Annotated in this window: 19 protein-coding genes; 4 read left to right on the top strand and 15 right to left on the bottom strand. The window is 59.0% G+C overall.

Features of this window, described 5'->3' with window-relative positions:
• Window positions 1-66 precede the first annotated feature (66 nt).
• Window positions 67-918 (top strand): archaetidylserine decarboxylase, encoded by an 852-nt coding sequence (gene asd / locus CENROD_RS00575; RefSeq protein WP_022771100.1) that lies wholly within the window; start codon window positions 67-69, stop codon window positions 916-918.
• 116 nt (window positions 919-1,034) lie between these two features.
• Here the strand turns inward: asd and CENROD_RS00570 are convergent, their stop codons facing one another.
• The 3 genes from CENROD_RS00570 to ubiU form a co-directional block, all read right to left on the bottom strand.
• The gene (locus CENROD_RS00570) at window positions 1,035-1,448 is read right to left on the bottom strand and encodes a LexA family protein (protein ID WP_051360258.1); all 414 of its coding nucleotides are present in this window, start codon (window positions 1,446-1,448) and stop codon (window positions 1,035-1,037) included.
• 111 nt (window positions 1,449-1,559) lie between these two features.
• Window positions 1,560-2,459: a U32 family peptidase gene (locus CENROD_RS00565; RefSeq protein WP_022771098.1), complete on the bottom strand. Its 900-nt coding sequence runs from the start codon at window positions 2,457-2,459 to the stop codon at window positions 1,560-1,562.
• A gap of 77 nt (window positions 2,460-2,536) precedes the next feature.
• Window positions 2,537-3,589, bottom strand: a complete 1,053-nt coding sequence (ubiU, locus tag CENROD_RS00560) for a ubiquinone anaerobic biosynthesis protein UbiU (protein WP_022771097.1) — start codon at window positions 3,587-3,589, stop codon at window positions 2,537-2,539.
• 221 nt (window positions 3,590-3,810) lie between these two features.
• Between ubiU and carB the strand changes: the two genes are divergently transcribed.
• Both carB and CENROD_RS14445 read left to right on the top strand, forming a co-directional pair.
• Window positions 3,811-7,143, top strand: coding sequence for a carbamoyl-phosphate synthase large subunit (gene carB, locus CENROD_RS00555; RefSeq protein WP_022771096.1), 3,333 nt, complete (start codon window positions 3,811-3,813; stop codon window positions 7,141-7,143).
• A gap of 163 nt (window positions 7,144-7,306) precedes the next feature.
• Window positions 7,307-8,926, top strand: coding sequence for a methyl-accepting chemotaxis protein (locus tag CENROD_RS14445; RefSeq protein WP_022771095.1), 1,620 nt, complete (start codon window positions 7,307-7,309; stop codon window positions 8,924-8,926).
• A 138-nt stretch (window positions 8,927-9,064) separates the two neighbouring features.
• Here CENROD_RS14445 and CENROD_RS00545 read toward each other — a convergent pair whose 3' ends face one another.
• The 8 genes from CENROD_RS00545 to CENROD_RS00510 all read right to left on the bottom strand — a co-directional run bounded on the left by CENROD_RS00545 (window position 9,065) and on the right by CENROD_RS00510 (window position 19,833).
• On the bottom strand, window positions 9,065-9,913 hold the full coding sequence (locus CENROD_RS00545; RefSeq protein WP_202961164.1) for an ABC transporter ATP-binding protein: 849 nt from the start codon (window positions 9,911-9,913) through the stop codon (window positions 9,065-9,067).
• A gap of 1 nt (window position 9,914) precedes the next feature.
• Complete coding sequence (locus CENROD_RS00540) at window positions 9,915-10,889, bottom strand: ABC transporter ATP-binding protein (protein WP_022771093.1); 975 nt, start codon at window positions 10,887-10,889, stop codon at window positions 9,915-9,917.
• A gap of 9 nt (window positions 10,890-10,898) precedes the next feature.
• The gene (locus CENROD_RS00535) at window positions 10,899-11,744 is read right to left on the bottom strand and encodes an ABC transporter permease (protein WP_022771092.1); all 846 of its coding nucleotides are present in this window, start codon (window positions 11,742-11,744) and stop codon (window positions 10,899-10,901) included.
• A gap of 34 nt (window positions 11,745-11,778) precedes the next feature.
• Window positions 11,779-12,852, bottom strand: a complete 1,074-nt coding sequence (locus tag CENROD_RS00530; protein WP_022771091.1) for an ABC transporter permease — start codon at window positions 12,850-12,852, stop codon at window positions 11,779-11,781.
• Between the two features lie 28 nt (window positions 12,853-12,880).
• A complete protein-coding gene (locus tag CENROD_RS00525) occupies window positions 12,881-14,476 on the bottom strand; it encodes an ABC transporter substrate-binding protein (RefSeq protein ID WP_238551792.1) in 1,596 nt (531 codons plus the stop codon).
• Between the two features lie 442 nt (window positions 14,477-14,918).
• Window positions 14,919-16,175 carry a diaminopimelate decarboxylase gene (lysA, locus tag CENROD_RS00520; RefSeq protein ID WP_041193682.1) on the bottom strand — a complete coding sequence of 419 codons (1,257 nt, stop codon included), beginning with the start codon at window positions 16,173-16,175 and terminating at the stop codon, window positions 14,919-14,921.
• A gap of 105 nt (window positions 16,176-16,280) precedes the next feature.
• Complete coding sequence (gene cysK, locus CENROD_RS00515) at window positions 16,281-17,216, bottom strand: cysteine synthase A (RefSeq protein ID WP_022771088.1); 936 nt, start codon at window positions 17,214-17,216, stop codon at window positions 16,281-16,283.
• Between the two features lie 115 nt (window positions 17,217-17,331).
• Window positions 17,332-19,833: a GspE/PulE family protein gene (locus CENROD_RS00510; protein ID WP_238551790.1), complete on the bottom strand. Its 2,502-nt coding sequence runs from the start codon at window positions 19,831-19,833 to the stop codon at window positions 17,332-17,334.
• 197 nt (window positions 19,834-20,030) lie between these two features.
• Between CENROD_RS00510 and argH the strand changes: the two genes are divergently transcribed.
• Entirely contained in the window at window positions 20,031-21,494 is a 1,464-nt protein-coding gene (gene argH / locus CENROD_RS00505) for an argininosuccinate lyase (protein ID WP_022771086.1), read from the top strand.
• A gap of 4 nt (window positions 21,495-21,498) precedes the next feature.
• Here the strand turns inward: argH and CENROD_RS12230 are convergent, their stop codons facing one another.
• Genes CENROD_RS12230 through CENROD_RS00485 form a run of 4 tightly spaced genes read right to left on the bottom strand, consistent with a single transcriptional unit; the run spans window position 21,499 to window position 25,476 of the window.
• On the bottom strand, window positions 21,499-22,410 hold the full coding sequence (locus CENROD_RS12230; protein WP_187292313.1) for a DUF3106 domain-containing protein: 912 nt from the start codon (window positions 22,408-22,410) through the stop codon (window positions 21,499-21,501).
• Window positions 22,411-22,420: 10 nt separating this feature from the next.
• Window positions 22,421-22,900: a DUF3619 family protein gene (locus CENROD_RS00495; RefSeq protein WP_022771084.1), complete on the bottom strand. Its 480-nt coding sequence runs from the start codon at window positions 22,898-22,900 to the stop codon at window positions 22,421-22,423.
• Window positions 22,897-23,463, bottom strand: coding sequence for an RNA polymerase sigma factor (locus tag CENROD_RS00490; protein WP_041193675.1), 567 nt, complete (start codon window positions 23,461-23,463; stop codon window positions 22,897-22,899). The genes CENROD_RS00495 and CENROD_RS00490 overlap by 4 nt, the downstream gene beginning before the upstream one ends.
• 33 nt (window positions 23,464-23,496) lie before the next feature.
• Complete coding sequence (locus CENROD_RS00485; protein ID WP_081699769.1) at window positions 23,497-25,476, bottom strand: diguanylate cyclase; 1,980 nt, start codon at window positions 25,474-25,476, stop codon at window positions 23,497-23,499.
• Between the last annotated feature and the right edge of the window lie 20 nt (window positions 25,477-25,496).

Genomic DNA, 25,496 nt, shown 5'->3' with positions numbered 1-25,496 from the left:
TTCCGGTGTGGTACCTGCTTTGGTACAAACACGCACTCCCACCGTACACGTACAGATTGCCCCACCATGTCCTGCCGCCTGCTCACCCTTCTAGCCCTGCTCACTCCCCAAAAGCCGCTGACCATCGCATTGGGCTGGGTGGCGCGATGGCGTGCCGGGAAGTTGTCCACCGCGTTGATCCGATGGTTTGTCCAGCGCTATCAGGTCGATATGACGCAGGCACAGCATCCTGACCTTTCCCACTACGCCTGCTTCAACGATTTCTTCACCAGGGCACTGCGCCCCGAAGCACGTCCCCTCGCGCCTACAGGGCTGCTGTGCCCGGTGGACGGCACGGTCAGCCAATGCGGGCGCATCGAAGGCCGCACGATCCTCCAAGCCAAAGGCCACCTGTACGACAGCAAGGCGCTACTGGCAGGAGACCGCGCGCTGGCAACGCAGTTCGAAAACGGGTTCTTCGCCACCCTGTACCTCAGCCCACGCGACTACCACCGCATCCACATGCCCTGCGATGGCCGTCTGACCCGAATGATCCATGTGCCTGGGCGGCTGTATTCGGTCAACCCTGCCACCGCCGAGTGCATTCCCAGCCTTTTTGCGCACAACGAACGTGTCGTCTGCGTCTTTGAAGGCGAACGCGGAACCTTTGCGATGGTGCTTGTCGGCGCGACGATCGTCGGCAGCATCGCCACGGTCTGGCACGGCGTGGTTAATCCCATCCGGCCCGGCACCGTGCGCCAGTGGCACTACCCCAAGCCCACGGTCACACTGCGCCGGGGGGAAGAAATGGGCCGATTCCTGCTCGGCTCGACGGTCATCGTCTTGTTCCCCGCCGTGCCCCTGCAATTCCCCGGGGCATGGCAGCCGGGGCGCCCCGTTCGCATGGGGGAAGTCCTAGCCACCGTTGGGAACCAGTGATCCCCCTACGCATCCTCACGTCACCACAGGCAATGCATCACACCAGGTGATGTAGCGCAGAGGATCGGTTCGCGACGCGCGCAGCCCAGCAGCGATCTCCTCCCTGGCTTGCTGATTCACCGGTGATAGCGCCGAACCACCCCGACGACGACGCCCCAGACACGCAGCTCCGCCCCATCACGCAAGGCAATCGGGGGGTACGCGGGGTTTTCCGGGCGCAGCTCGATCTTGTCCGAACGCCAGTACAGGCGTTTGATCGTGTACTCGCCATCGACCACCGCGACGATGATGTCGTCGTGCCGGGGAGAGAGAGACCGATCCACGACAACTTTGTCCCCCTCCTCAATCCCCGCCCCGCGCATCGAATCCCCGCGCACCGAAAAAACGAAGGTGGCCGGCGGGTTGTGAACGAGGTACGCATGGAGATCGAGTTCTTCCTCCACGTAGTCCTCCGCCGGAGAGGAAAACCCTGCCCGGAGCCGGTGCGACAACCACCGCAACCCGCGTGCCCGAACAGCCCGAACTGCCAACCCTGACGGCCTATGGCCCAAAATGTGTGCTTTGCAATGCATGGTAGTACTGTATTTTTGTACAGTATAACCATGCATCACAGCGTACTTTTCCGCACGCAGCCCCGCCCCCTAACTGCTTGCAGGCCGTACCCACTCCATGCCAGGCTTGCCGTACCAATAGCCGTTGCAGGGCCTTCCACCCATCAGCGTGGTGACTTCTTCCATCGCATCCACAACAGGGGTGTTCCCGTCGATCACCGTGCGGAACAATTCGACGATGCGCAAGGTGTGCTGGGATTGCGGGCTGACGCGCACCGCATGAACCCCCATCGCACGCAGTTGCATGCATTCGCCGAGCAGGGAGTGGACGTGGTCGGATTGCGTCTGGATGCCGTTGAGTACGAGAAAGGGCGCATCCTCCCTGGTACGGACGAGCAGCCCGTCCGGGTGGTCGATGCAGCGAAAACGGCAATCGTCCTTGGGCACGTCGTAGTGGCGTGCGGTGAAGCAGCGTGCAGAAAACGCCAGCGGCAAGCGGCCAAACGCAAAGACTTCAGTCTGCACCGTCGCCCCCCCTTCGGACAACACCAAGGCCAAATCGGCCTGCCCCATTTCCAGGGGAACCACCCAGCGCTGCGCTCCCGCCCGCACCATCCATTGCAGCGTCGGCAGGTTGTAGATGTTCAGATGCGGCCCGGCGACGAAAGGGCCTTGGCCATGCAGGCAGCCCACCGCGCCCATATCGTTGGCTTCGACCAGAAACACCCCGTTTTCGACGACCTTGCGCATCGCCGCAACGTCGGACCCAGACTCCAGCAACACCTGGGTCGATAGGACAACTTCCTTGCCCGCCTGCCGCAATTCCTGCGCCAGCGCAAGCCAGTCCGCCAGCCGCAACTCGTGGCGCCGCGAGCAGACGGCCTCCCCCAGGTAGACGATGTCCACGCAAGACTGGGCGACGGCTGCATAGAAACGCAACACGTCCTGGCGCGGCCAGTAGTACAGCAGCGGGCCTAGTGCGATATGCATGGGTCGCTCTACTGGTTGCGTTATCGATGGAGCTATCGGTCGCTGCATGAGAGGTGTATCGGTCGATCCTGCATCGCCTATTTCCACGGGCGGTGGTACGCGCCCAGGGTGTGCTGCTGGCCTTCGGCAACGCGATCGAGCGCAGCCACCCACTCGGGCCGGGGTGCATACCGCGCAGGGTTGCGCACACAGTCATCGATAGCAGCGCGCCAAACGGCTGCCACCTGCGCCACATAGGCCGGGCTGCGCTGGCGGCCTTCCACCTTGATGGCGCGCACCCCGATACGCAGCAATTCCGGCAGCAATGCCAAGGTGTTCAGGCTTGTCGGCTCTTCAATGGCGTAGACATTGCGCTCCCCCTCCACATCGAAACGGCCCTTGCACAGGGTGGGGTAGCCTGCGCTTTCCCCTGGCGCGTAGCGGTCGATCAGCACACCGTTGAGGCGCGACTCCCTCCCCTGTTCCGTCTCGATCCAACGCACTGCCTTGGCGGGGGAACATACGCCGTGGGTATTGGGGGCCTCCCCCGTCACATACGAGGACAGGGCGCAGCGGCCTTCGACCATCACGCACAGGCTCCCGAATCCAAAAATCTCGATCTCGACGGCGGTTTTGTCGAGCACCTGTTCGACTTGCACGATCGAGAGCACCCGGGGCAACACCGCGCGCGCCACGCCAAAGTGCCTGCGGTACAGCTCGATGGCCTCGTAGTTTGTGGCCGACCCCTGCACGGACAGGTGCAAACGCAGTTGTGGATGGCGCCGCGCTGCGTATTCCATCAGCCCCGGATCCGCCAAGATGATGGCATCGACGCCCCGCGCCGCAGCCTGATCCACCGCGTCCTGCCACACCTGCACTGCCCGGGCCTGCGGGTAGGTGTTGAGCGTCACAAAGACCTTGCAGCCGCGTTCTTGCGCATACCGCAAGCCTGCTGTCATCGACGCCGCGTCGAAATTCAACCCCGCGAAATTGCGTGCGTTGGTGGCGTCTCGAAAGCCTAGATACACGGCATCCGCCCCGGCATCCACCGCTGCTTTCAGCGCGGGCAAACTGCCTGCGGGACATACGAGTTCGATGGGCACGGCAGCAACGCGCCTATGGCCCGCTTGCGAATCGGCTGAAAAGGTCATCCTCTATTCTTTTGGTAGCGCCTGCACGGCACCCCCGGCAGCGCGGGAATTCTATCGACGGGGTTTGGGGAACTGCATAGAGCGGAAGGTAAGATCGTTGTCACATTTCTGCCGTGGTGGGCTTGCCCTTTGCAGCAACTCCCACCCCGCGCTCCTTCAGCGCCCGCACCATGTAGCGGGCTTTTCTTTGCTGATTTGCCCATTCCCTCGTTCCCCGCACCATGCCCCAACGTACAGACCTTCACAGCATCCTCGTCCTGGGCGCAGGCCCCATCGTCATCGGGCAAGCCTGCGAGTTTGATTACTCCGGGGTGCAAGCATGCAAGGCGCTGCGTGAAGACGGGTACCGCATCGTTCTGATCAACAGCAACCCGGCGACGATCATGACCGACCCAGATACGGCCGACGCGATCTACATTGAGCCGATCACCTGGAAAACGGTCGAGAAGATCATCGCCAAAGAACGACCCGACGCGATTCTGCCGACGATGGGGGGCCAGACTGCACTCAACTGCGCGATGGATCTTTGGCACAACGGGGTGCTCGACGCCTACACCGGCGCTGCCACAGGCCGCCCGATCGAACTGATCGGCGCCACCCCCGATGCCATCGACAAAGCCGAAGACCGCCAGCGTTTCAAAGAAGCGATGACGCAAATCGGCCTGGAGTCTGCGCGGTCGGGCATTGCGTACTCCCTCGAAGAAGCGTGGGCCGTGCAAAAAACCGTGGGGTTTCCCGTCGTCATCCGCCCCAGCTTCACGCTCGGGGGTACCGGTGGCGGCATTGCCTACAACCCTGAAGAATTCGAGGAAATTTGCAAGCGCGGCCTTGATGCCTCCCCGACCCACGAACTGCTGATCGAAGAGTCGTTGCTCGGGTGGAAAGAGTTCGAAATGGAGGTGGTTCGTGACAAGGCGGACAACTGCATCATCGTCTGCTCGATCGAAAACCTCGACCCCATGGGGGTACACACCGGGGACTCGATCACGGTCGCCCCCGCACAGACCCTCACCGACAAGGAATACCAGCTCCTGCGCAATGCATCAATGGCCGTGCTGCGCGTCATCGGCGTCGATACGGGCGGTTCGAATGTGCAGTTTGCAATCCACCCCCAAACCGGTCGGATGGTCGTCATTGAAATGAACCCGCGCGTCAGCCGCTCCAGCGCATTGGCTTCCAAAGCGACGGGCTTTCCTATCGCCAAAGTGGCAGCCAGGCTGGCGGTGGGCTACACCCTTGATGAACTGCGCAACGACATCACCGGCGGCGCAACGCCCGCCAGTTTCGAGCCGACCATCGACTATGTGGTCACCAAAATCCCGCGTTTCGCGTTCGAAAAATTCCCTACGGCAGACCGTCGACTCACCACGCAGATGAAAAGCGTGGGGGAAGTCATGGCCATCGGCCGCACATTCCAGGAATCGTTCCAGAAAGCCTTGCGCGGGCTGGAAGTCGGCGTCGACGGGATGAACGAAAAAACCCAGGACCCCGAAGTGCTCGAACGCGAACTCGGCGAACCCGGCCCCGAGCGCATCTGGTACGTGGGGGACGCCTTTGCATGCGGCTGGAGCGTCGACCGGGTACACGAGCTGACGAGCATTGACAGGTGGTTTCTCGTGCAGATCGAGCAGATCGTCCGCATCGAGCTGGAAATCGAGCGCCTGCCCAGGCCTGCCGTAGGTACTGCGCTGGACGCCATCGACGCAGCTACTTTGCGTGCGCTCAAAAAGAAAGGGTTTTCGGACAGACGCCTGGCACGGCAGTTCGGCACGACCGAGGCCGCCGTGCGTGCGCGCCGCCACGCTTTGGGGGTGCGCCCCGTTTTCAAGCGCGTCGACACCTGCGCTGCGGAGTTCGCCACCCACACCGCCTACCTGTATTCGACCTACGAGGCCGAAGGCGCCGAATGTGAGGCGGCACCGAGTGACCGCCCCAAGATCTTGGTGCTCGGCGGCGGACCGAACCGCATTGGGCAAGGCATCGAATTCGACTACTGCTGCGTCCACGCCGCGCTCTCGCTGCGCGAAGACGGCTACGAGACGATCATGGTCAATTGCAACCCTGAGACCGTATCCACCGACTACGACACCTCGGACCGCCTGTACTTCGAGCCGCTCACGCTGGAAGACGTGCTCGCGATCGTCGACCGCGAAAAGCCCACGGGCGTGATCGTCCAATTCGGTGGACAAACCCCCCTCAAACTCGCCCTGGCTTTGGAAGCCAACAGCGTGCAGATCATCGGAACCAGCCCAGACATGATCGACGCAGCCGAAGACCGGGAACGCTTCCAACAATTGCTCCACGGGTTGCAACTGCGCCAGCCACCCAACGCGACGGCCCGCAACGAAGACGAAGCGCTGCGCAAGGCTGCCGACCTGGGTTACCCCCTGGTGGTGCGCCCCAGCTATGTGCTGGGTGGCAGGGCGATGGAAATCGTCCACGAACCCGCAGACCTGGTGCGGTATATGCACGAGGCGGTCAAGGTGTCCCACGATTCCCCCGTGCTGCTCGACCGCTTCCTCAACGACGCCATCGAATGCGACGTGGATTGCGTGCGGGACAACACCGGACATGTGTACATCGGCGGGGTGATGGAGCACATTGAGCAGGCGGGCGTGCATAGCGGGGATTCCGCATGCTCGCTGCCTCCGTACAGTCTGGCTGCGAATACAGTGGCCGAGCTGCGCCGCCAAACTGCCGCCATGGCCGAGGCATTGCATGTCGTCGGGCTGATGAACGTGCAATTCGCCATCCAGCGTCAAGACAATGAGGACGTGATCTTCGTGCTCGAAGTCAACCCCCGCGCATCCCGCACGGTGCCTTTCGTCAGCAAGGCGACAGGCGTGCAACTGGCCAAAGTTGCCGCACGCTGCATGGTGGGGCAATCTCTGCGCTCCCAAGGCATCCAGCACGAGGTCGTTCCACCGTACTACAGCGTCAAGGAAGCCGTGTTCCCCTTCGTTCGCTTTCCGGGCATCGACCCGATCCTGGGGCCGGAGATGAAATCCACCGGGGAAGTCATGGGCGTAGGCATGACCTTCGGCGAGGCTTTCGTCAAATCCCAACTCGGTGCCGGTTCGCTTCTACCCAAGCCATTGACTGCGGATGGCACCCCAACAGGCAAGGTGTTTTTGTCCGTCAAGCAAGGGGACAAGCAACGGGCCGTTGGCGTGGCGCGTGAGCTGGTTTCCCTGGGTTTTGCCATCATCGCATCCCGTGGCACTGCATCGGTACTGCGGGATGCAGGGGTACCGTGTCAGGTGGTCAACAAGGTTGCAGAAGGCCGACCCCACATCGTCGACATGATCAAGAATGGCGGCATCATCCTGGTCATCAACACGGTGGAAGAACGCCGCAATGCCATCGCCGATTCGCGGCGCATTCGCACTTCCGCTCTGGCCGCACGCATTACCACCTTCACAACTATCGCAGGGGCTGAAGCTGCCGTCGAAGGGATGAAATACATGGATCGGCTGGACGTGGTATCGATCCAGACTTTGCATGCGATGCTGGGTACTGCGGCCCATGTCGTGGACACCACCACCAGCCCCTGATATCCCTGTGGCGCACATTCCCCGCAATCCTGATTGGTATAGCAAGCCTATGGGCTGCCATGCACGGGAATGGCACACCACCACAATACGCACCCGCCTTCCACGTACCCGCCTCATAACACACAGTGTGGACATCCAGTGTTTTTTGTATGGAGAGTAAGCAATGCGAACGATGAAAGTATCGACCCGACTCGTGATTCTGATCGGTGTGCTGTCCTCTTTGTTGGTCGTCGTCGGTGGCGTGGGACTATGGAGCATCCACCGTTCCAATCTGGAAATCAAAGCGCTGCATGACCGTGCCATGCTGCCTGCATTGATGGCTGACGAACTGATCGACATCCTCGTGCAAAACCGCTTGCAGATTCTTTTGGCCTTCCAGCACGCCCCCGGCAACCCCCTGCAAACCATCCACAACCACCCTGCCAGCCTTCATACGGACGCCATCAAAGCCAACCGCGTCGCAGCCAACAAAATTTTTGCCGCTCTGCCGCCCCTTACCAGTGATGCGGACGATATGGCCTTGCTGCATGCCAGCCAACGCAGCCGCGCTTTGTGGCGAGACAAGCTCGATCAAGTGGTTGCGGCCATCGGTCGTGGGGATTATTCCCCGGCAGTCATGGCCGCTTTTCTGCGTGCCGGCCGAGAGGAAGGAGAAATGTCGGTGCGCGACATGCGCGCATACCGCGATCACCAGGTGGAGCAAGCAAAACAAGCCTACGAAAACGCGCAAACGCGCTACCACGTTGCGCTGAGCTCCTTCCTCGTGGCAACCATCGGTGGCCTGCTGCTCGCTTTCTCCATCGGTGGCGCCACGATTCGCACCTTGCGCCAGCAACTCGGCGGAGAACCAGGAGACGCTGCGACAGTCGCCGAACTCGTCGGTTCCGGCGATCTATGTCATCCCATCGAAGTGCGTGGTGGGGACACGCATAGCCTGATGGCTCAGCTCCAAGCTATGCAGCAAAGCCTGGGTCGTGTGGTACTGGATGTGCGACATGCCTCTGAACACGTGGCCACCGCCAGCGCGGAAATTGCCTCCGCCAACCACGATCTCAGCCTGCGTACCGAGCGTCAGGCCAGCGCCCTGGAGCACACGGCTTCATCGATGGAGCAGCTCAGTGCCACGGTCAGGCAGAACGCGGACAACGCCCACCACGCGGATGAACTGGCGCAACACGCTGCCGCCACAGCACTCCGGGGCGGGACAGTGGTGGATCGAATGGTGGCAACGATGGAGAAGATCCAGGTTTCATCGCAGAAGATCCTGGACATCATCGGCGTCATCGACGGGATCGCTTTTCAGACCAATATTCTGGCTCTCAATGCGGCAGTGGAGGCAGCGCGCGCTGGAGAGCAAGGCCGTGGCTTCGCCGTCGTGGCCAGCGAGGTGCGATCCTTGGCTGGCCGCTCTGCACAAGCTGCCAAAGAAATCAAGCACCTGATCAGTACCAGCGTTGAGTTCGTCGACCACGGATCCACCCTCGTCCACGAGGCAGGCGACTCCATGAGGCAGATTGTCGAGAGCATCCGCCACGTCACGGAACTCGTGGGCAAGATCAGCACGGCCAATCAGGAACAAAGCACGGGTGTCAGCCAAGTGGGTGAATCCGTCGCGCAAATCGACCAGACTACCCAACAGAACGCGGCACTGGTCGAGGAAATGGCCGCAGCCGCCAGCAGCCTGCATGCCCAAGCGCAGGATTTGCTGCGCACCATGGCCGTATTTCAGCTCCCGGCCGAATCCACCGCTCTAGCACGCCCCGTGCAGCCGCATAACCCCTGAGCAGAGCTCCACATAGTCGGTCTTGCTGTGCAAACTGCAAGCCGCTGCATGTGTATAACCAACATGCATAACCAGCACCAGCCTGGAGGTACCCACCCCTCCCAGGCATCAAGAGTGATGGGGTGCTGCGCGCCCCCCTCAGCGCTTGATCCAATCCTTATGGATATCCGGGACATCTTCAATCAATTGCACTGTCACCGGATGTTGGGGGGAAAGGGCCACAGCGTCAGGTTCTCCAGCCTCGACGATCCTCCCTTCGTGCATGATGAATATCTGGTCACTGACGTAGTAAGCCAGACCAATGTCGTGGGTAACAAAGACAATGGTCATCCCCAGCTCCTGCTTCAATTTCATCAGGTAGTCAAGGATATTGGCACGCACGCAGGCGTCCACCATCGAAGTCGGCTCATCCGCGACAAGCACTTTTGGGCGCAAAGCAAAGATGCGTGCCAATAGCATCCGCTGCATTTGCCCCCCAGAGAGTTCAAAAGGATATTTGCCTTCAATCTCCGCAGGCTGCACATTGACGGCACGCAACGCAGCATCGACCCGATCTTCAATTTCCGATTTGGACAGTTTGTTTTGAAGAATGCCGAAAGCATCCTTCAACTGCGAACGGATCGTGAAAAACTGGTTGAAACAGCTAAAAGGATCCTGAAAAACCGACTGCACCTCATTCCAATGCATGTGTTGGTTGGTGATCGGCAGGCCTCTGTAGAAAAATTCGCCCGCAGTCGGGACATACAAGCCCAACATGATCTTGGCCAGTACGCTCTTGCCACAACCGGAGCCGCCAACGACAGAAACAATGGCTCCATCGGCAATATCGAAACTGACTTCCCGCACGGCGCGACATATCTTCTTGCCGTGCCCGAAGGTCATCGACACATTGCGGGCAGAAAAAACCGGAACTTCCATCGGGGTATCGCCACGTTGCACACTCTGTACCCCATTGGGCACGGCATTCGACACATTACTACTCTGCATACTACTCTGCATAGCTGCACCTCACCTCACGGCCTGCGACCATGCGGATCGTCTGAGTCTGGAGTTTGCATTCCGGCCTTGCACTTGGGCAGCGGTCGGCAAAACGGCAACCGCTGATCGGCTTGGCGAGATTGGGGGGCGCTCCTTCGATAGCCACGGGCTTTTTCTGGCGCTGGCCTGCCTCTGCACTGAGCATCGCACCCATGAGCGCCTTGGTGTAAGGATGTCGAGGATCAAAAACGATTTGCTCTGTCGTTCCCTTTTCGACAATTTCCCCCGCGTACATGATGGCAATGTTGTTGGCCACATGGCGCAGCAAAGGCAGCTCGTGGGTGATGAAAATCATCGTGGAAAAAATCCCCTTGTCGAGCAAGTCGAAGATCATGCGGATCACCACCTTCTGCGTGCTGACATCCAAGGCCGACGTAGGCTCATCGGCAATGACCATCTCCGGATTGAGCAGTGTGGAAATGCCGATGACCGAGCGCTGCCGTTCCCCCGCAGTGAGCTGGATGGGGAAGGAATTCAGCACGCGCTCGGTATCCATGCCGAACAAATCAAAGCGTTCGTGCAAGCGCTGGTAAATCGCCTTGCGATCCGAACCAGCATCCTCATGCGCAGCGATGACGTCTGCCGCAATGTCCTTGACTTTGCGCGTCGGGTTGAGTGCGTTGAACGCCCCCTGCGGAATCATCGAAACCTTGCGCGACAGCACATTGGCGCGCACGTCTTCCGGGGTACGGTGCATCAGCGATTCGCCATTGACGCGCACATCGCCGGAAGTAAGCTGCAAGGGAGGGATGAATAGCCCCATCAGCCCATTGACGATGGTGGACTTGCCGCAACCGGATTCCCCGGCTATCCCAAGAATCTCCCCCTTCTCCATCGTGAAGGAGACGTCGGAGACTGCATGCACCTTGCCCCCAAAACGGGTCAAATAATGCAGACTAAGGTGTTCGACTTCAAACGTGGGCATCAAGTGCTCCTACCTGCGCAGGCGGGGGTTGAAGACCCCCTCCATGGAGGTGTTGACCAGATACAGCGCAAACACGATCAAGGTGATGAAGATCGAAGCGGGGAAAAATGCCCACCACACCCCATCACCGAGCGCGCCGTTGTTTTTGGCATCGTTGAGGATCACCCCCAACGACTGCGTATCGAGCGGGCCTAGCCCGATCATCGAAATGGCTGCTTCCGACAAGATGCCCGAGGCAATCTGCAGGATAAAGACCATGAACACATAAGAAAGCAGATACGGAAGGATGTGCTTGATGAGAATGACTAGTGTCCGGTCGCCATTCATTCGTGCGAGAGAAATGTGGTCGCGGCTCTTGAGCGCGGAAGACTGCGCACGCACCGCACGTGCCGACCATGTCCACGTCGTCAGCCCAATGATGAGACCGATAAGCGTGAGCGAGCGCCCCGTCGAAATGCTGGCACTGATCAGAATCAGCACGACGAACGAAGGAATCACAATGAAAAGGTTCGTGATGGAGTTGAGGGCATCGTCGATCCACCCCCCTTTGAAACCGCCATAGACCCCCAACAAGGTTCCCAGCGCGGTCGCGATGGTCCCGGCGAGCAGGCCGACATACAGGGAAGAGCGTAGCCCCATGATGAGCAAAGACACGTAATCCCGCCCCATGTTGTCCGTACCCAAGAGCAACGTGATTTCTGAAGACGCGCCCGTCCCAGGATCGACCCACACCCCTACGGTTCCCGGTGCAGCGTAGGAACCGGCAACCTGATGCATCTGCACGGGATACACCAGCGGGCCAACCACAGCAATCAGAATGGTACCGAGAAACAAAACCATTCCGATGACAAACATCGGAGTTCCCAGAAGGTTGCGAAAAATCTTCATATCAGTTCGCGCCCCCCAACTGCATCCCTGCTTTCACCCGAGGATCGAGGAAGCCGATGAGGATATCCACAGTGAAATTGGCCAACAGCACGCTCACCGTCACCAACAAGGTACATCCCTGAATCATGGGGTAGTCGTTGTTTTGGATCGCGCTCAGCATGGCCATGCCCAACCCAGGGTAAGAAAAAATCATTTCCGTAATCAACGCGCCGCCAATCATCGTCCCGATCGACAATGCCAACCCGGTCAACTGCGGCAACATCGCATTGCGGAACAAATACATCAATATCTTATGCTCCTTGAGCCCCAGCCATTTCGCATACTTGATGTAGTCCGTACCCAATTCGTAAATACCCATTGATCGCATTCCAATTGCCTGCCCACCAGCAAGAATCAGAAAAATCGAAAAGAAAGGCAATACATAATGGTATGCGGCAGACATGAAGAACGCCATGCTGAAACCGGGAACCAGCTCGTTCGAATACCCCCCCATCGCGGGCAACCATCCCAATACGACGGAAAAGTAGTACACCAGCAGCATCCCAAAAACGAAAAAGGGGAAAGAACTGATAAGCAAAGCCAGCGGAAAGAACACCCGATCAAATGCGCCACGGCGGTACGCCGCCAAGGCCCCGAGCAGATTGCCGATGATCCACCCAAAGATGATCGTCGGCAACTGTAGTGCCAAGGTCCATGGCACTGCCTCCAGAATGACATCGACGACCTTCTTGGGATATTTCTGGAAAGATGTTCCCAAATCCCCTTGGAAACTCATCGACAAATAGTTCCAGAACTGCTGAAGGCTGGAAGCAGGCAGAGGCTTGCCTTTTTCATCCCGAAGGATGTCTCCAGACGCATCCGTACGCACCAGTCCAAACTCCTTGAGGTATGCCTCCTCCTGCTCCCGCACTGCCTCCTGCGAGGAGGTGGTGACCTTGCCCATCATGATGTCCACGGGGTTTCCCGAGCCGAGACGAGGCAAGAAGAAATTGATGGTGACCGCGACGAGGAACGTCAGAAAGTACCACCCCCCACGCTGCAGGATGTAGCGGAGCGTTGGCTGGTTTTTGAGCATACGGATCCCTTCCCCTCAAACTACTGGACTATTTGACGGGCTGCAACTGCCAGAGCGCCTGGGTTGCCGCGCCAATCCAGGGGAGCAACGGGGGGGCGAAAGGATTCTGCTCGTTCTGCCAACCCGTCCAGTGCCGGGTGCTGTACTCATAAAACTGCTCGGGGAGGTAGCACAAGGGCAACGCGGGTTGATCCTGCATGAAGATGGTGTTGAGCTCGGTATACGCAGCTTTGAGCGCCACGTCATCGGTCATGTTCGGGATCGCACGCAACAGCTCATCGACCCTGGGGTTGTAACCCTTGGACTGCGGATTGTTATACCGACCCTGGTTTTCATTCATCTTGCCACTTCCGGGAGATACCCAATTCCGCGACGACATCAGTGCCTCGAACCGACTCCACGGTAACGAAGGCGTTACTTGCGATGCAGGCTTGTGCATGATCAGGTCGAAATCGCCCGTGGGCAAAGCCGGCCAATACAGGCTGGCATCCACAAAACCTTCCCGCACATCAATCCCGGCGGCGCGCATGCCTTTGACGGCGAGGGATACCATGGCTTCCCAGTCCGACCACCCAGCGGGGGATTTGACGAAGAGGGTCGGCACACGCTCGCCTTTGGCGTTGACCATGTGGTCGAGCGTGCCATCCGGTTTGAACACCGACTTATATCCAGAAGCCTCCAACAATTTCTTGGCATCTTCGAGAGCGTGGGCCGCCCCGACAGATCGGACTGCTTCCTCGTCGTAGTACTTTCCTTCGACGCCAAACGGTAGGATGGCCCCCGGTTTGACGCCGGGGCTGTATCCAGAAACCGCCAATTCCTGGATGGCCTTGTAATCAATGGCATGCGCCATCGCGCGCCGGAAATTGCGGTCATCCAGCGGCGGCTTCGTCGTGTTGATCAGCAACATGGGTACGGCGCCCGGCAAAAAATAAGGCGCCTTGTCTTGCCAGGTATGAACCTTGTCGCCTTTCTTGAGCCAAATCCGGGGAATGAAAGTCTGTGATGCATCCAAATCCCCCTTCTGCAATGCAATGGCAAAAGCGTCGTTGCTCTTGTAAATGGGATGGATGATGTACTCGGGAACCGGCGCCTTGCCTTGGTGAAGCGCAGCATTGCCCCAGTAGTCCGCACGTCGCTGAAGGACGATCTTTTCATTGGAATAGGCATGCAAGGTATAGGGGCCAGATACCACGGGGGCTTTGTCGATCTTGAGTTTGAGCACTTCCGTCAGGTCGCGCTTGCCTGCCACCATGGGTTCGAAAATATGCGATGGAACGATCCGGATCGCCTGCAGGATGTCCATCACCATCAGAGGGTTGTTCCTGCCTGCCTTATTGACGACGAAAGTCAACCGCTCTGCCTTGGCTCCCCCCTCTTCCACGGTGTCCACCTTGATGTCGGAGATGTAATCCAACACGTAGGCAGTCGACGCTCCCTTGAAGCGCTTACCCAATTGGTAGATGAACTTCACGTCCGTCGCGGTCACGGGTTTGCCATCGTTCCACTTGGCCTGGGGATGCAACACGACCTGCACCCCTTCCGTCGACTGGCTGACGAGCCGACCCAGCAAAGGCTCGACCTGCCCGGTGAGCGTGTTGTACGCAAGCAGGGGCTCGTACATCAGGTTGAAACGATCATTGACAGGCCATGCAGGCCAGTCCGCCAGAGGGTTGAAAGAATTGGGATCACCCCACTGGGAACCCGCAAGGTATAACGTCTTGCTGCGAGGAAACCCGCCAGCAGACTCTTCGGCCGGTCCAGGGGGACTGGAACTCCCACCTCGACAGCCGCCAAGGATCGCAAGTGCAGCAAACACCAAAGAAACACCAATCGTCGGCAGCTTCATCCAGTTCATCGCATCCTCGCTGAAAAAGGAAAAACGAGCATTCTACAGAGCAGCCTTTTTTGGCGCCCCTAGTCCCATGTCTACCCCAGTACATCGCTGGGCTTGCCTCAGCCCCCCCATAGTCCCATTGCTTTGCGGGACGGGGTTTGCGGATTTGACGCTGTATCGCGAGAGGAGCGAGGGTGATGCCGACATCAGGCACCCACCCGAATTGGCGCTACGTGGCTTCGAGCGCCAGCAGCTCCTGCACAGTTTGCCTGCGGCGGATCAGCCTGGGATGCCCCCCTTCGATCAACACTTCTGCGGCAAGCGGGCGCGTGTTGTAGTTGGAGGACATCGACGCACCGTAGGCGCCTGTGTCGTGCAGCACCAGCCAGTCGCCCACCTCGACGATGGGTAAGGGACGCTCCAACAGCTTGCCGTGGGCATCCTGGGTGAACACATCGCCAGACTCGCACAGCGGGCCGGCAACGACGGTATCGTGCAGCGCACCGGTTGCGAACGTGCCGTCTGGACGCACGATGCTGATTTCATGGTGGCTACCGTACATGCACGGGCGAACCAAATCGTTGAACCCGGCATCGACCAGCACATAAAACTTGTTCCCCATCCTCTTGGTCGCCAGCACCTGCGCGACAAGCACCCCCGCCTGCGCAACGAGAAAACGCCCGGGTTCGATTTCCAGAGTGATCGGCTGACCCAGCAAGGACACCAAGCGATTGCGCGCAGTATTCCACAGGGAGTGGTAGTGCTGTACATCGACAGCAACTTCATGATTGCAATAGGGAATCGACAACCCGCCGCCAGCGGAAATGGCTTTGATCCGCAAGCCTTTGCCAATAACGATCCGGGCAGCCTCTGTCATCGCAGCACTCACACGCTGCAAATGCGCATAGTCCACACCGGAACCGATGTGCATGTGCAGCCCCCACAACGCCAGACCGCTGGAGAGCAACATGTCGCAGGCCCTGGGCAGGTCGGTATGCCAGATGCCGTGCTTGCTGTTTTCGCCGCCCGTATTGGTTTTGTGGCTGTGCCCATGGCCAAACCCGGGGTTGATGCGCAACCAGACCGGATGCTCGAAGCGCACCCGCGCCAGCGCTTCAATCATGTCGATCGACCCGCAATTGACGGCAATTCCCTCTCGCTCGCAACGCGATAGCGTGGCAGCATCGATTACATCGGAAGTCAGGACGATTTCCCGGTGGCCCTCGGGAGATCGCGGTACGAACCCGGCAGCCAGCGCACGCTCGATCTCCCCCAGCGAGACGGCATCGACCCATGCACCGCAACGGCGTACCAGCCGTAACACATGCAAGTTGGAATTGGCTTTCTGCGCATAACGAACGACGTCGAACGCACGCAGCGCGGCGATTTGTCGTTCGATGGTTGCGGCGTCATACACCCATAACGGGGTTTTGTAGGTGCGCGCCAAGGCGGCCAGCGCCGCTGGAGAAAAAAGATGCGCGCCCAAAGTGGCCTCTTGCGTCACAGAATGAAATACCGGAATGAAATACCCCGCCACGGTGTGGCGTGGGGTTGCGGTACAGGGTGGTAGACGAGGGTCAGTGAACGAGAGTCACTGGGTTTGCACCGCACCGCCAGGCCAAAAACCCTCGACGGACAGATAGCGTTCCCCCGAGTCATAGTTGAACCCCAGAATGGTGGATCCATGGGGCAACTCCGGGATCTTTTGGGCAATGGCTGCAAGCGTCGCACCGCTGGAAATGCCCACCAGCACTCCTTCAGCACGGGCACAGTAGCGGGCATATTCGCGGGCGGACTCGGCCTCGACGAGCACCACCCCGTCAATCAACTCGGTCTTGAGGTTGCGGGGAACGAAGCCAGCGCCGATCCCCTGGATGGGATGCGGTGCAGGCGCACAGCCAGACAGCACGGCAGATGCCGCAGGCTCGACGGCGTAGACGCGGATCGATGGCCACTGCTGCTTGAGCACCATGGCCACCCCGCTCAAATGCCCCCCGGTTCCCACGCCGCACACCAATACATCGACCCCTTCGGGAAAGTCTGCGACGATTTCTTGCGCCGTAGTGCGTACATGCACTGCAATATTGGCAGGGTTGTCGAACTGCTGAGGAATCCAGGAATTGGGAATGTCCGCAGCCAATTCCTGCGCACGATCAATGGCCCCGCGCATTCCCAACTCACGCGGGGTGAGATCGAACCTGGCACCGTAGGCCAGCATCAACCGCCGACGCTCGACGCTCATGCTGTCCGGCATAACGAGGATCAGGGGATAGCCCTTGACTGCGGCGACCATCGCCAAGCCCACCCCCGTATTCCCCGACGTAGGTTCGATGATCGTCGCACCCGGAATGAGTGCGCCCGAACGTTCCGCATCCTCGATCATCGCCAACGCGATCCGATCCTTGATCGACCCACCTGGGTTGGTTCGCTCGGATTTGATGTAGACCCTGTGGGTATCCCCGAATATCCGCTGCATACGGATGTGGGGTGTATTGCCAATGGTCTGCAGGACGTTGTCGACTTTCATAAGATAGCTCCGCAAAGGAGAAGCGGCACGGCAACCGGCGCAGCAGCCGGATGCACAGCCCGAAGCGAGCGGGATTGTGACCGATCCGCCCTGGACGGATAGGCCGCCAGGCCGCTCAGGCGTTGCTGCTGGCGCGTACTTCCGCGATGTTCGTCAGCCCTGCAAGAACTTTGAGGATGCCATCCTGCCGCAGCGTACGGAATTTGCCCGTGGCAAAAGCAGCCTCCTGAATTTGCTCGGATCGTGCGCCGGTCTGGATCAATCTGCGCACTCCCGGAGACATCCGCAACAATTCATGCAGCCCTACCCGACCAGACATACCCGAACCCTGGCACTTTTCGCAACCGGGAGCGCTGTATTTGTTCAACCACCCTTGGGGGCCAAACTGCTCCATCCACTGCGCCAGCACGTCCTCCCGCGTCGGGCGGAATTCCTCCGGAAAAACGTGCAAGTAGTCGCCGAGCAGCTCGTCGATGTACGACTCACCCGCTGGTTCCACGGTGCGGCAATGCATACAAAACCTCCGCGCCAGACGCTGTGCGAGCACAGCCAGCAACGAATCGGCAAAGTTGAAGGGGTCCATGCCCATATCGGTCAACCGTGTCACCGTCTCGGCAGCACTGTTCGTGTGCAGCGTCGAAAGGACGAGGTGCCCAGTCAGCGATGCTTCCACGGCAATTTGCGCCGTTTCCGCATCGCGAATTTCCCCGACCATGATCACATCGGGGTCCGCACGCAGAAAAGCACGCAAAGCCTTGGCAAACGTCCAGTCGATCTTGGGGTTGACTTGCACCTGCCGCAATTCCGGCTGGCTGATTTCGATAGGGTCCTCTGCCGTCCAAATTTTGCGATCCGGGGTATTGAGGTGCCCCAGCACCGAATGCAGGGTCGTCGTTTTGCCCGAACCCGTAGGGCCGACGCACAACACCATGCCATAGGGGCGCTCCACCGCATTGAGCAACTGCGCATAGTTGGTGTCGGTCAGCCCCAGCTTGTTCATCGGGATCGGCTTGCTCGACGCCAACAAACGCATAACCACGTCTTCCAGACCATTCGATGTGGGAATCGTCGCAATCCGCAGTTCCAACCGGTTGCGCGGAACGAAACGGCCAAAATCGATCTTGCCGTCCTGCGGTTTGCGCCGCTCCGAAATATCGAGGTCGGCCATGATCTTGAGCCGTGCCACAAGGGCGGACCGGTAGGTATGTGGCAACTCCAGATAGGGACACATCACGCCATCCTTGCGAAAGCGGATTCGCACCTTCGCTTTGCGCGGCTGGCATTCCACGTGAATATCGGAAACATTGCGGCTGCTCGCCTCCATGATCATCGTGTTGATCAAGCGAACGAGGGTGTTGTCCGATTGCTCGATCTGTTTTTCCCCCTCATCGTGGGAAACATCCTCGTTGAGTTCCATCGATTCGAGCAAATCACTCGACGTCTCCGAAGCATTCGTATCCCCCGACAACCCAGGCAATTCCTCGGTGAGATTGGCCTGATGCAGGCCGTATCGCTCATAGACTTCCGGAATGGTCTGCTGGATTTGCAGCTCGTCGCCCAAGGTCGTAACGATCCGACCCTGGACGAGAAATTCCAGTTCTTCGATCGTCGCTCTGGCTGTGGGGTCTACCGCAGCGATGACAGTCAGGTTGCTGCGCGTCATCAGCGGCATGACGCTGAGGCGCTGCGCCGTCGACATCGAAATTTTGCGCAACGCATCGGCCTCGATGGGAAACTTGACCACGTCGACCACGGGGTAACCCATCTTGCGCGCCAAGGCGGTGTTGAGGTCCTTGCGCGTCAAAAACCCCATGTTGACCAGCAACTGCCCCAAGGGAACGGATCGTTCCTGTTGTTGCCGTTCCAACGCCAGCTTGAGCTGCTGGTCGTCGATGTACCCCAACCGCGTCAGCGCCTCGCCGACGCGAATCATCGGCATCTTGGACTGCTGATCCAACGCCACCATCAACTGTTCCGGGTGGATGACTGCGGTATCGACAAGGTAGTCCCCGAGCTTGCGCTTGCGGCGCAGTTCCTGCTCGCTTGCTGCCTGTTCAACCTGATGCTGGGTAACAGCATGCTGGTCTATGAGCACCTGGCCGATGTGCGTACCCAGGCTAAAGTGGTTGTATGCCACCCGGGGGATAAACACTGGCTGCACGCTCCCCTGTTCGTTGATCGGATGGAACAGAAACACGCCGTAGTCGGTTTCGACATGCCCCACCGTCTTCCCGCAGGTAACTTGCCCATCCTTGCTTTCGATGCGGTAGTCGACGCAACTGCGGTACGACAACACCTCGGCAAAATCTTCCTGGCTGACGATCTCCTGCGGGTGGATCGGTTTGGTCAGCACCAGCTTGCGAAATTGCGAAAAGCCAAGAGGTAGTGGTGTTTTGCTGCTCTCGATCTTGACGAGTACCGCTTGATCCGTCGGGGACACGTTCACCAGCATGCACCGACGCACCGCCCCATTGATCCCCTCCAACTCGCACTCCCGCGCTTCCTGCCAAGGCGCAGCCTGGGCATAGGTGGCGTAGGGCGGGGCAGGCCAACAAAACTCCTGCACTTTGGCGGGCTGGGGCATTGCCACCAGCTCCAACGGGGGAAGCGTGGGCACCTTGGACTCCGACATCGACGAACCAATCAAAAAAAACCGCAGTCAGACTGCGGTTGCACTCCTAAATAAGGCAAAACCATTCTACGGGTGCATCCAGTCTCTCCACACTCTGCGGACAACATCAGGCCCTGTAGCCAACCTGCGTTGTACATTCCCTCGCCCCGTCGCACCCTGCGGCCTTCCCACTTGCATCCACCATGCCATCCAACCAGTTCGACCACAAGCAACAAGCCTGGTCTGCCCTGTTCTCCGAACCCATGCACGAATGCGTACAACGCTACACGGCCAGCGTCTCTTTCGACCAACGGCTGTGGAAGGTGGACATCGCCGCCAGCCTTGCGCACGCGGAAATGCTTTGCCACCAGGGAATCCTCTGCCCCCAGGATTACGCAGACATCTGCCGTGGCATGGAGACGATCACCCAGGAAATCGAGTCCGGCAGCTTCGTCTGGAAGTGGGAGCTCGAAGACGTACACCTCAACCTCGAAGCGCGGCTGACGGCGCTCGTGGGGGACGCAGGCAAACGCCTGCATACCGGGCGATCGCGCAACGACCAGGTCGCGACCGACGTGCGGCTCTGGCTACGCGCCGAAATCGACAAGCTGATCTTGGCGCTGGCAGCGTTGCAACGCGCGCTGGTCGAGGTCGCCGCAGAGCATGTCGATGTGATCCTGCCCGGCTTTACCCACCTGCAAGTAGCGCAGCCGGTGAGCTTTGCACACCACTTGCTGGCCTACGTCGAGATGTTCGACCGCGACACCCAGCGCTTGCGCGAAGTCCGCCGCCGCACAAACCACTTGCCCCTGGGCGCTGCTGCCCTGGCTGGGACCAGCTACCCCCTGGACCGCGAACGTGTGGCTTGCACCCTGGGAATGGTCGACGAACAAGGGTGCCCCCAGCTCTGCCAGAACTCCATCGACGCCGTCAGCGACAGGGACTTTGCCATCGAATTCACTGCCAGCGCCAGCCTGTGCATGGTGCATCTGAGCCGGTTCAGCGAAGAATTGGTGCTGTGGACGAGCCAGCAATTTGGCTTCGTGCGGATTGCCGACCGCTTCACCACCGGCAGCTCGATCATGCCGCAGAAAAAGAACCCTGATGTTGCCGAGCTTGCACGCGGCAAGACGGGCCGCGTGGTTGGCCATCTCATGGGCCTGCTGATGCTGATGAAAGGCCAACCCTTGGCCTACAACAAAGACAACCAGGAAGACAAGGAACCCCTGTTCGACACGGTCGATACGCTCTGGAACACCTTGCGCATCTTTGCCGAGATGATCGGCGGCCAAATCGACCCACAGACTGGTCACAAGGAAGGGGGATTGCAACTGTGCAGTGCAGCCATGGCATCGGCTGCGCGCGTGGGTTTTTCCACCGCTACCGATCTGGCCGACTACCTCGTCCGCAAGGGGCTACCTTTCCGCGATGCGCACGAAATCGTTGCTCGGGCCGTGCGGGAAGCCATCGCCACCAACACCGACCTGTGCGAATGGCCCCTGGAACGCTTGCAAAGCCTGCACCCGCACATTCAGGAAGATGTCTATACGGCGATTTCCCTGCGCGGCGCGCTCGAATCTCGGCACACCGTCGGCGGCACTGCCCCCAATCGGGTACGCGAACAACTCGCCCGGCACGCCCAGCGCCTCGCCTGCCTACTGAAATAGGCTCCTAGCGAACCATCCCCGGGATGGCAAACGGGGTTACGGACGAGGATGCAGCCGAAGATGCAGCAGGAAGAGGCAACGCAGCAAAAGCCTTGGAACCATCGACCCCGGACGGTACCCCCACTGTGGAAGCGGCGCCGACAGGAGGCTGGATTGCCGATGCAGCAGTGACCGGCGCAGAGGACGATGCAGAGGCAGGGATGGAGGCGGATGCTGTCGGCGCACTCGCCCGCGACGACTGTCCACTGCCCACACTGAGAACGACGCCGGATGCACCGGGCATACGGGGCAGGGAAACGGAGGAGACGGCGCCAGGCTGCATGGCCCTTGGAGCGCGGGCGGATCGGGCCTGCGATTTCTGCGCAAATTGCTTGGCAAACCGTTGCTTTTCCTCCGGGCTGAGGGCTTGGTACGTCGCCCACAGCTCGCTACGCTGCGCGGCTGGCATGGTGCGCCGAACCTGCGCATAGCGGCGCCTCGCATCTTCGCGTTGTTGGGGGGTCAGCGCCACCCACTGGGTCATGCGGGCATGCAACTTGGCCTGTTCCTCGGGTGTCATCTGCGCGAAATGGGATCCCAAGGTGATCCATTTGCGACGCTGCACGGAACCCAAATCTTTCCATACCGCTGCCAGCGGACGCAAAGCGACGCGCTGCTCTGGGGTGAGCGATGCCCAGTCGGTCGCAGAGAACACCCGCGGTAATGCCGTACCCAACAGATCTACGGGGTCAGCGGTTCGGGAACGCGCAACCACTGGCAAGCCCCCCGTGCGAGGATGTACTGTGACTGTGGGGGCAGATGCCGCATCCAGTGCCCAAACGCTCCCCCCACACAGCAACAAGGCAGCAATCCACGCAGCAGCGCCCCCCACGCCAACATTCGCCACCCCCATATCCCCGAACTTTGTCGTGGTCAAGACTATCAATTCAAGGTTCCCGAACATGTTGGAGCTGCAAAAACTGGGCGAAGCCAACGTCGACATAGGCCGCAGGGGGAAGATCGTCGGTCAGGATGGCGGTATCCAGCTCCGCCAACTCCAGCACCCCCACTTCGTATTGCACTGCACTGATCGCAAACAGCCCCACCAGCACAGCGAGCAACCAGCCCGCGAAGGCAGCCCGCGCCCACCAAGGGGAATGCCGGCCCCCTTCATCCCCCTCGTGCATGGATAGCGTGGCAGAGCCGTTGTGGCCCCATGAGCGAGGCAACACAGCGCGCACCCGATGCTTGCGGACCTCCACGGCGCGCACCCGAGCGGCACGCAAACGTTCTGCCACGTCGTACGGCACGTCCTCCGTAGTCTCATCGAGCGCAACACAAAGCCGACGGGCAAACTGATCTAACGCTGCGTCGCGCTTGGCAGAAGTTGCTGCAGAAATTTTGGTAGGACTTTTGGTCAGACTCATGATTGCATTCCTTTGCCAAGGAGAGATCGCAGCAAAGCCTGTACGGCACGGGAGCAATGCACTTTGACACTACCCTCGGAACATCCCATGGCAGCAGCGGTTTCCCGAACATCAAGCTCTTCCCAGTAACGCAACAAAAAGGCCTCGCGTTGACGGGGGGGCAAAAGGGATATTTCCCGCTCGATGCATTGCAGCGTCTGCATCCGCTCCGCATTGTCCTGGGGGTTCTCGAAAACCCAGGAAGACTGGGCGACGTGCAAAGAGTCCAGCACGTCGCAATCTGCGTCCCCACTATCGTCGAGCAGATCGTCCAGCGAAGCGAACACGGACTTTTGTACGCTCTGGCGACGAAACCAGTCCATGATCGCATTGCCAAGGATGCGCTGAAATAGCAGGAGCAGCTCGCCAACGGGCTTGTCGCCGTAGTGCTCTGCAAGCCTCATCATGCTGTCCTGGACGATGTCCAGCGCTACCTCATCGTTGCCGACGTGGTACACGGCGCGCTTGAAGGCCCGTTTCTCGATGCTCTGCAAAAAATCCGAGAGTTCCGCAGCGGTGGCCAAAGACATCCTTTATGGAAAAAAAACCGGCAGATATTACTCGAAGGCTAGGCAAACCATATTGCGCCCGCTGGACTTGGCCCTATACAGTGCCTGGTCAACCCGCTTGAACCAGGCATCCCAATGCTCTTCGGGATTGCACTCGGCCACCCCCAGACTGACCGTCACAGTACGCACTTCTGGAAACGGATGTGTTGCGATCAGGATGCGGAGTTTCTCCGCCAATTGGATGGCCTCTGGCGCACCACATTGCGGCATGATGACGACAAATTCTTCCCCACCCCAACGCGCTAGCACATCCACCTGTCTGAGTGCTGCGGAAACCAATTTGGCGAGTTCAACCAGAATACGGTCTCCGGTCAGGTGGCCATAGGTGTCATTGATTGACTTGAAGTGATCAATGTCAAAGAGCAGCATGGACACAGTCGTTTGGTAGCGATGCACCTGTGCTATTTCCATCTGGGCTATCTTGATGAATTGCCGCCGGTTGTACACACCGGTCAAGGGGTCGGTAATAGCAATCCTCGACAATTCTTCGTAAGCCCCTTGCAAGGCTCGGTTTGCGGATTCCGCCGCATCACGCGCATGTTGTAACTCGCACACCATCCGTTTATGCTCAGTAATGTCGCGGGATACGCCGATGACTTCCACCAGACCGGTTTTGTGGAACGTCGGATGCGCCGTAACATCTGTCCAGATAGTCGATCCATCCTTGCAAAAACATTCCATTTCCCGTCGAAGACTCTTGGGAGATTTCCCTGTTTTGTGATCAAGCTGTACCTGTTGCACATAGTCTCTCCAGAAATCCAACGATGCGGGCGCAAACATCGCATCCATCGTCTGGTGCTGCAATGCTGCGGGCGCATAGCCCAATACGGTTTCTGACGCCGGACTGACGAAGGTCAACAAACCATCGCCGTTCACGCTCCAGATAACGTCGCGGGCAACGTCTGCCAAAAGCCGGTACCGCGCTTCGCTGACCAACAGGGCATCTTCGGCCTGCTGTCTCCGGGTAGTGTCACGTACCAAGCAGATAAAGCGTTGATCTTGCTTGTCGCAACCCGGTTTGGCTGCGACAGACAGTTCAAACCACCGTGTGCCTTGTGGCAGTTGCAGCGTGTACGTGATGCCGCAAGACTGACCTTTGTGCGCAGCCTCCTGCAAAGCGGTAGTCACTTGTTCGACTGCATCGGTTGGCAAGAAGTCGCAGAGTCGCTTTCCCAATATATTCTCTGGTAGTGCCGCCCCATGGTCGCTGCACGGAGACCGGTAATCATGCACCACCCCATCCAGGCTGATTTCCCATAATGGTTCAGGCAATGCATTGAGCATCCCGTGCAGCTTGTCTTTCGTCGCTTGAAGCTGGACTTCTGCTATTTTGCGTTGTGTAATCTCCGTCTTGGCACGGACCAAAGCTCTTTTGGTTCCCAGATTGATGTAATACGTTAATCCGCCCGTGAAAGCAAACAAAATCGTGTACGCAATCCAATCCGACACGCTGACTGTCGTGGAAGGCATAGGCATCCAATGTGCCTGTTCGGCCAACATCAACCCCAACACAGCAAGCGATGCCCCAACCGACCCCAACACAATGCCACGAAGATCGAACAAAACCCCAGTCATCAGCACCCAGAAGGTGAAGACGGGTGTTGCAGAAGAATAAATGGTTCCCAAGCTGGCAGTCACCATAACAATGTAGAAAAATCCAAAAAGAATCATTCCCAAACGCGCCAGTGTCACCTTGCCACGATGGAGACAGATCAAGAATTGCAAGATCACGAAACATGCAATCAAATTGATGATCTGGGTAAGGTGGGGCACGGTATCGTCGGTCGCATTGCCTACTATGACAATACAGATAAAAGCCAGGCTACCCAAACCAATGATATTTGCAAGCCTTGCTTGGCGCGTTTTCTCTTCATCACCGGCAAATACTGGTGGTGCGAGCCATACCAGCAATTTTTTCATGCATGTAACAATGGTTTTCATTCTTGAATTCAAAAAACAGTTCTTCATTCTTTTCGATATTTCCGTCG

Origin of the sequence: Candidatus Symbiobacter mobilis CR, from assembly GCF_000477435.1 — a bacterium.
Classification (GTDB): Bacteria; Pseudomonadota; Gammaproteobacteria; order Burkholderiales; family Burkholderiaceae_C; genus Rhodoferax; species Rhodoferax mobilis.
Note: the sequence above shows the minus strand (reverse complement) of the source record. Positions and strands in the feature narration are given on the sequence as shown.

What these genes read in the sequence shown, in the direction of transcription:
- carB (WP_022771096.1), top strand. Translation starts at nt 3,811, where the DNA reads ATGCCCCAACGTACAGACCTTCACAGCATCCTCGTCCTGGGCGCAGGC.
- CENROD_RS00545 (WP_202961164.1), bottom strand. Translation starts at nt 9,913, where the DNA reads ATGCAGAGTAGTAATGTGTCGAATGCCGTGCCCAATGGGGTACAGAGT.
- cysK (WP_022771088.1), bottom strand. Translation starts at nt 17,216, where the DNA reads ATGAAAGTCGACAACGTCCTGCAGACCATTGGCAATACACCCCACATC.
- CENROD_RS00485 (WP_081699769.1), bottom strand. Translation starts at nt 25,476, where the DNA reads ATGAAGAACTGTTTTTTGAATTCAAGAATGAAAACCATTGTTACATGC.
- CENROD_RS00540 (WP_022771093.1), bottom strand. Translation starts at nt 10,889, where the DNA reads ATGCCCACGTTTGAAGTCGAACACCTTAGTCTGCATTATTTGACCCGT.
- CENROD_RS00525 (WP_238551792.1), bottom strand. Translation starts at nt 14,476, where the DNA reads ATGTACGAGCCCCTGCTTGCGTACAACACGCTCACCGGGCAGGTCGAG.
- CENROD_RS14445 (WP_022771095.1), top strand. Translation starts at nt 7,307, where the DNA reads ATGCGAACGATGAAAGTATCGACCCGACTCGTGATTCTGATCGGTGTG.
- CENROD_RS00530 (WP_022771091.1), bottom strand. Translation starts at nt 12,852, where the DNA reads ATGCTCAAAAACCAGCCAACGCTCCGCTACATCCTGCAGCGTGGGGGG.
- asd (WP_022771100.1), top strand. Translation starts at nt 67, where the DNA reads ATGTCCTGCCGCCTGCTCACCCTTCTAGCCCTGCTCACTCCCCAAAAG.
- CENROD_RS00535 (WP_022771092.1), bottom strand. Translation starts at nt 11,744, where the DNA reads ATGTTTGTCATCGGAATGGTTTTGTTTCTCGGTACCATTCTGATTGCT.
- CENROD_RS00565 (WP_022771098.1), bottom strand. Translation starts at nt 2,459, where the DNA reads ATGCATATCGCACTAGGCCCGCTGCTGTACTACTGGCCGCGCCAGGAC.
- CENROD_RS00495 (WP_022771084.1), bottom strand. Translation starts at nt 22,900, where the DNA reads ATGAGTCTGACCAAAAGTCCTACCAAAATTTCTGCAGCAACTTCTGCC.
- argH (WP_022771086.1), top strand. Translation starts at nt 20,031, where the DNA reads ATGCCATCCAACCAGTTCGACCACAAGCAACAAGCCTGGTCTGCCCTG.
- ubiU (WP_022771097.1), bottom strand. Translation starts at nt 3,589, where the DNA reads ATGACCTTTTCAGCCGATTCGCAAGCGGGCCATAGGCGCGTTGCTGCC.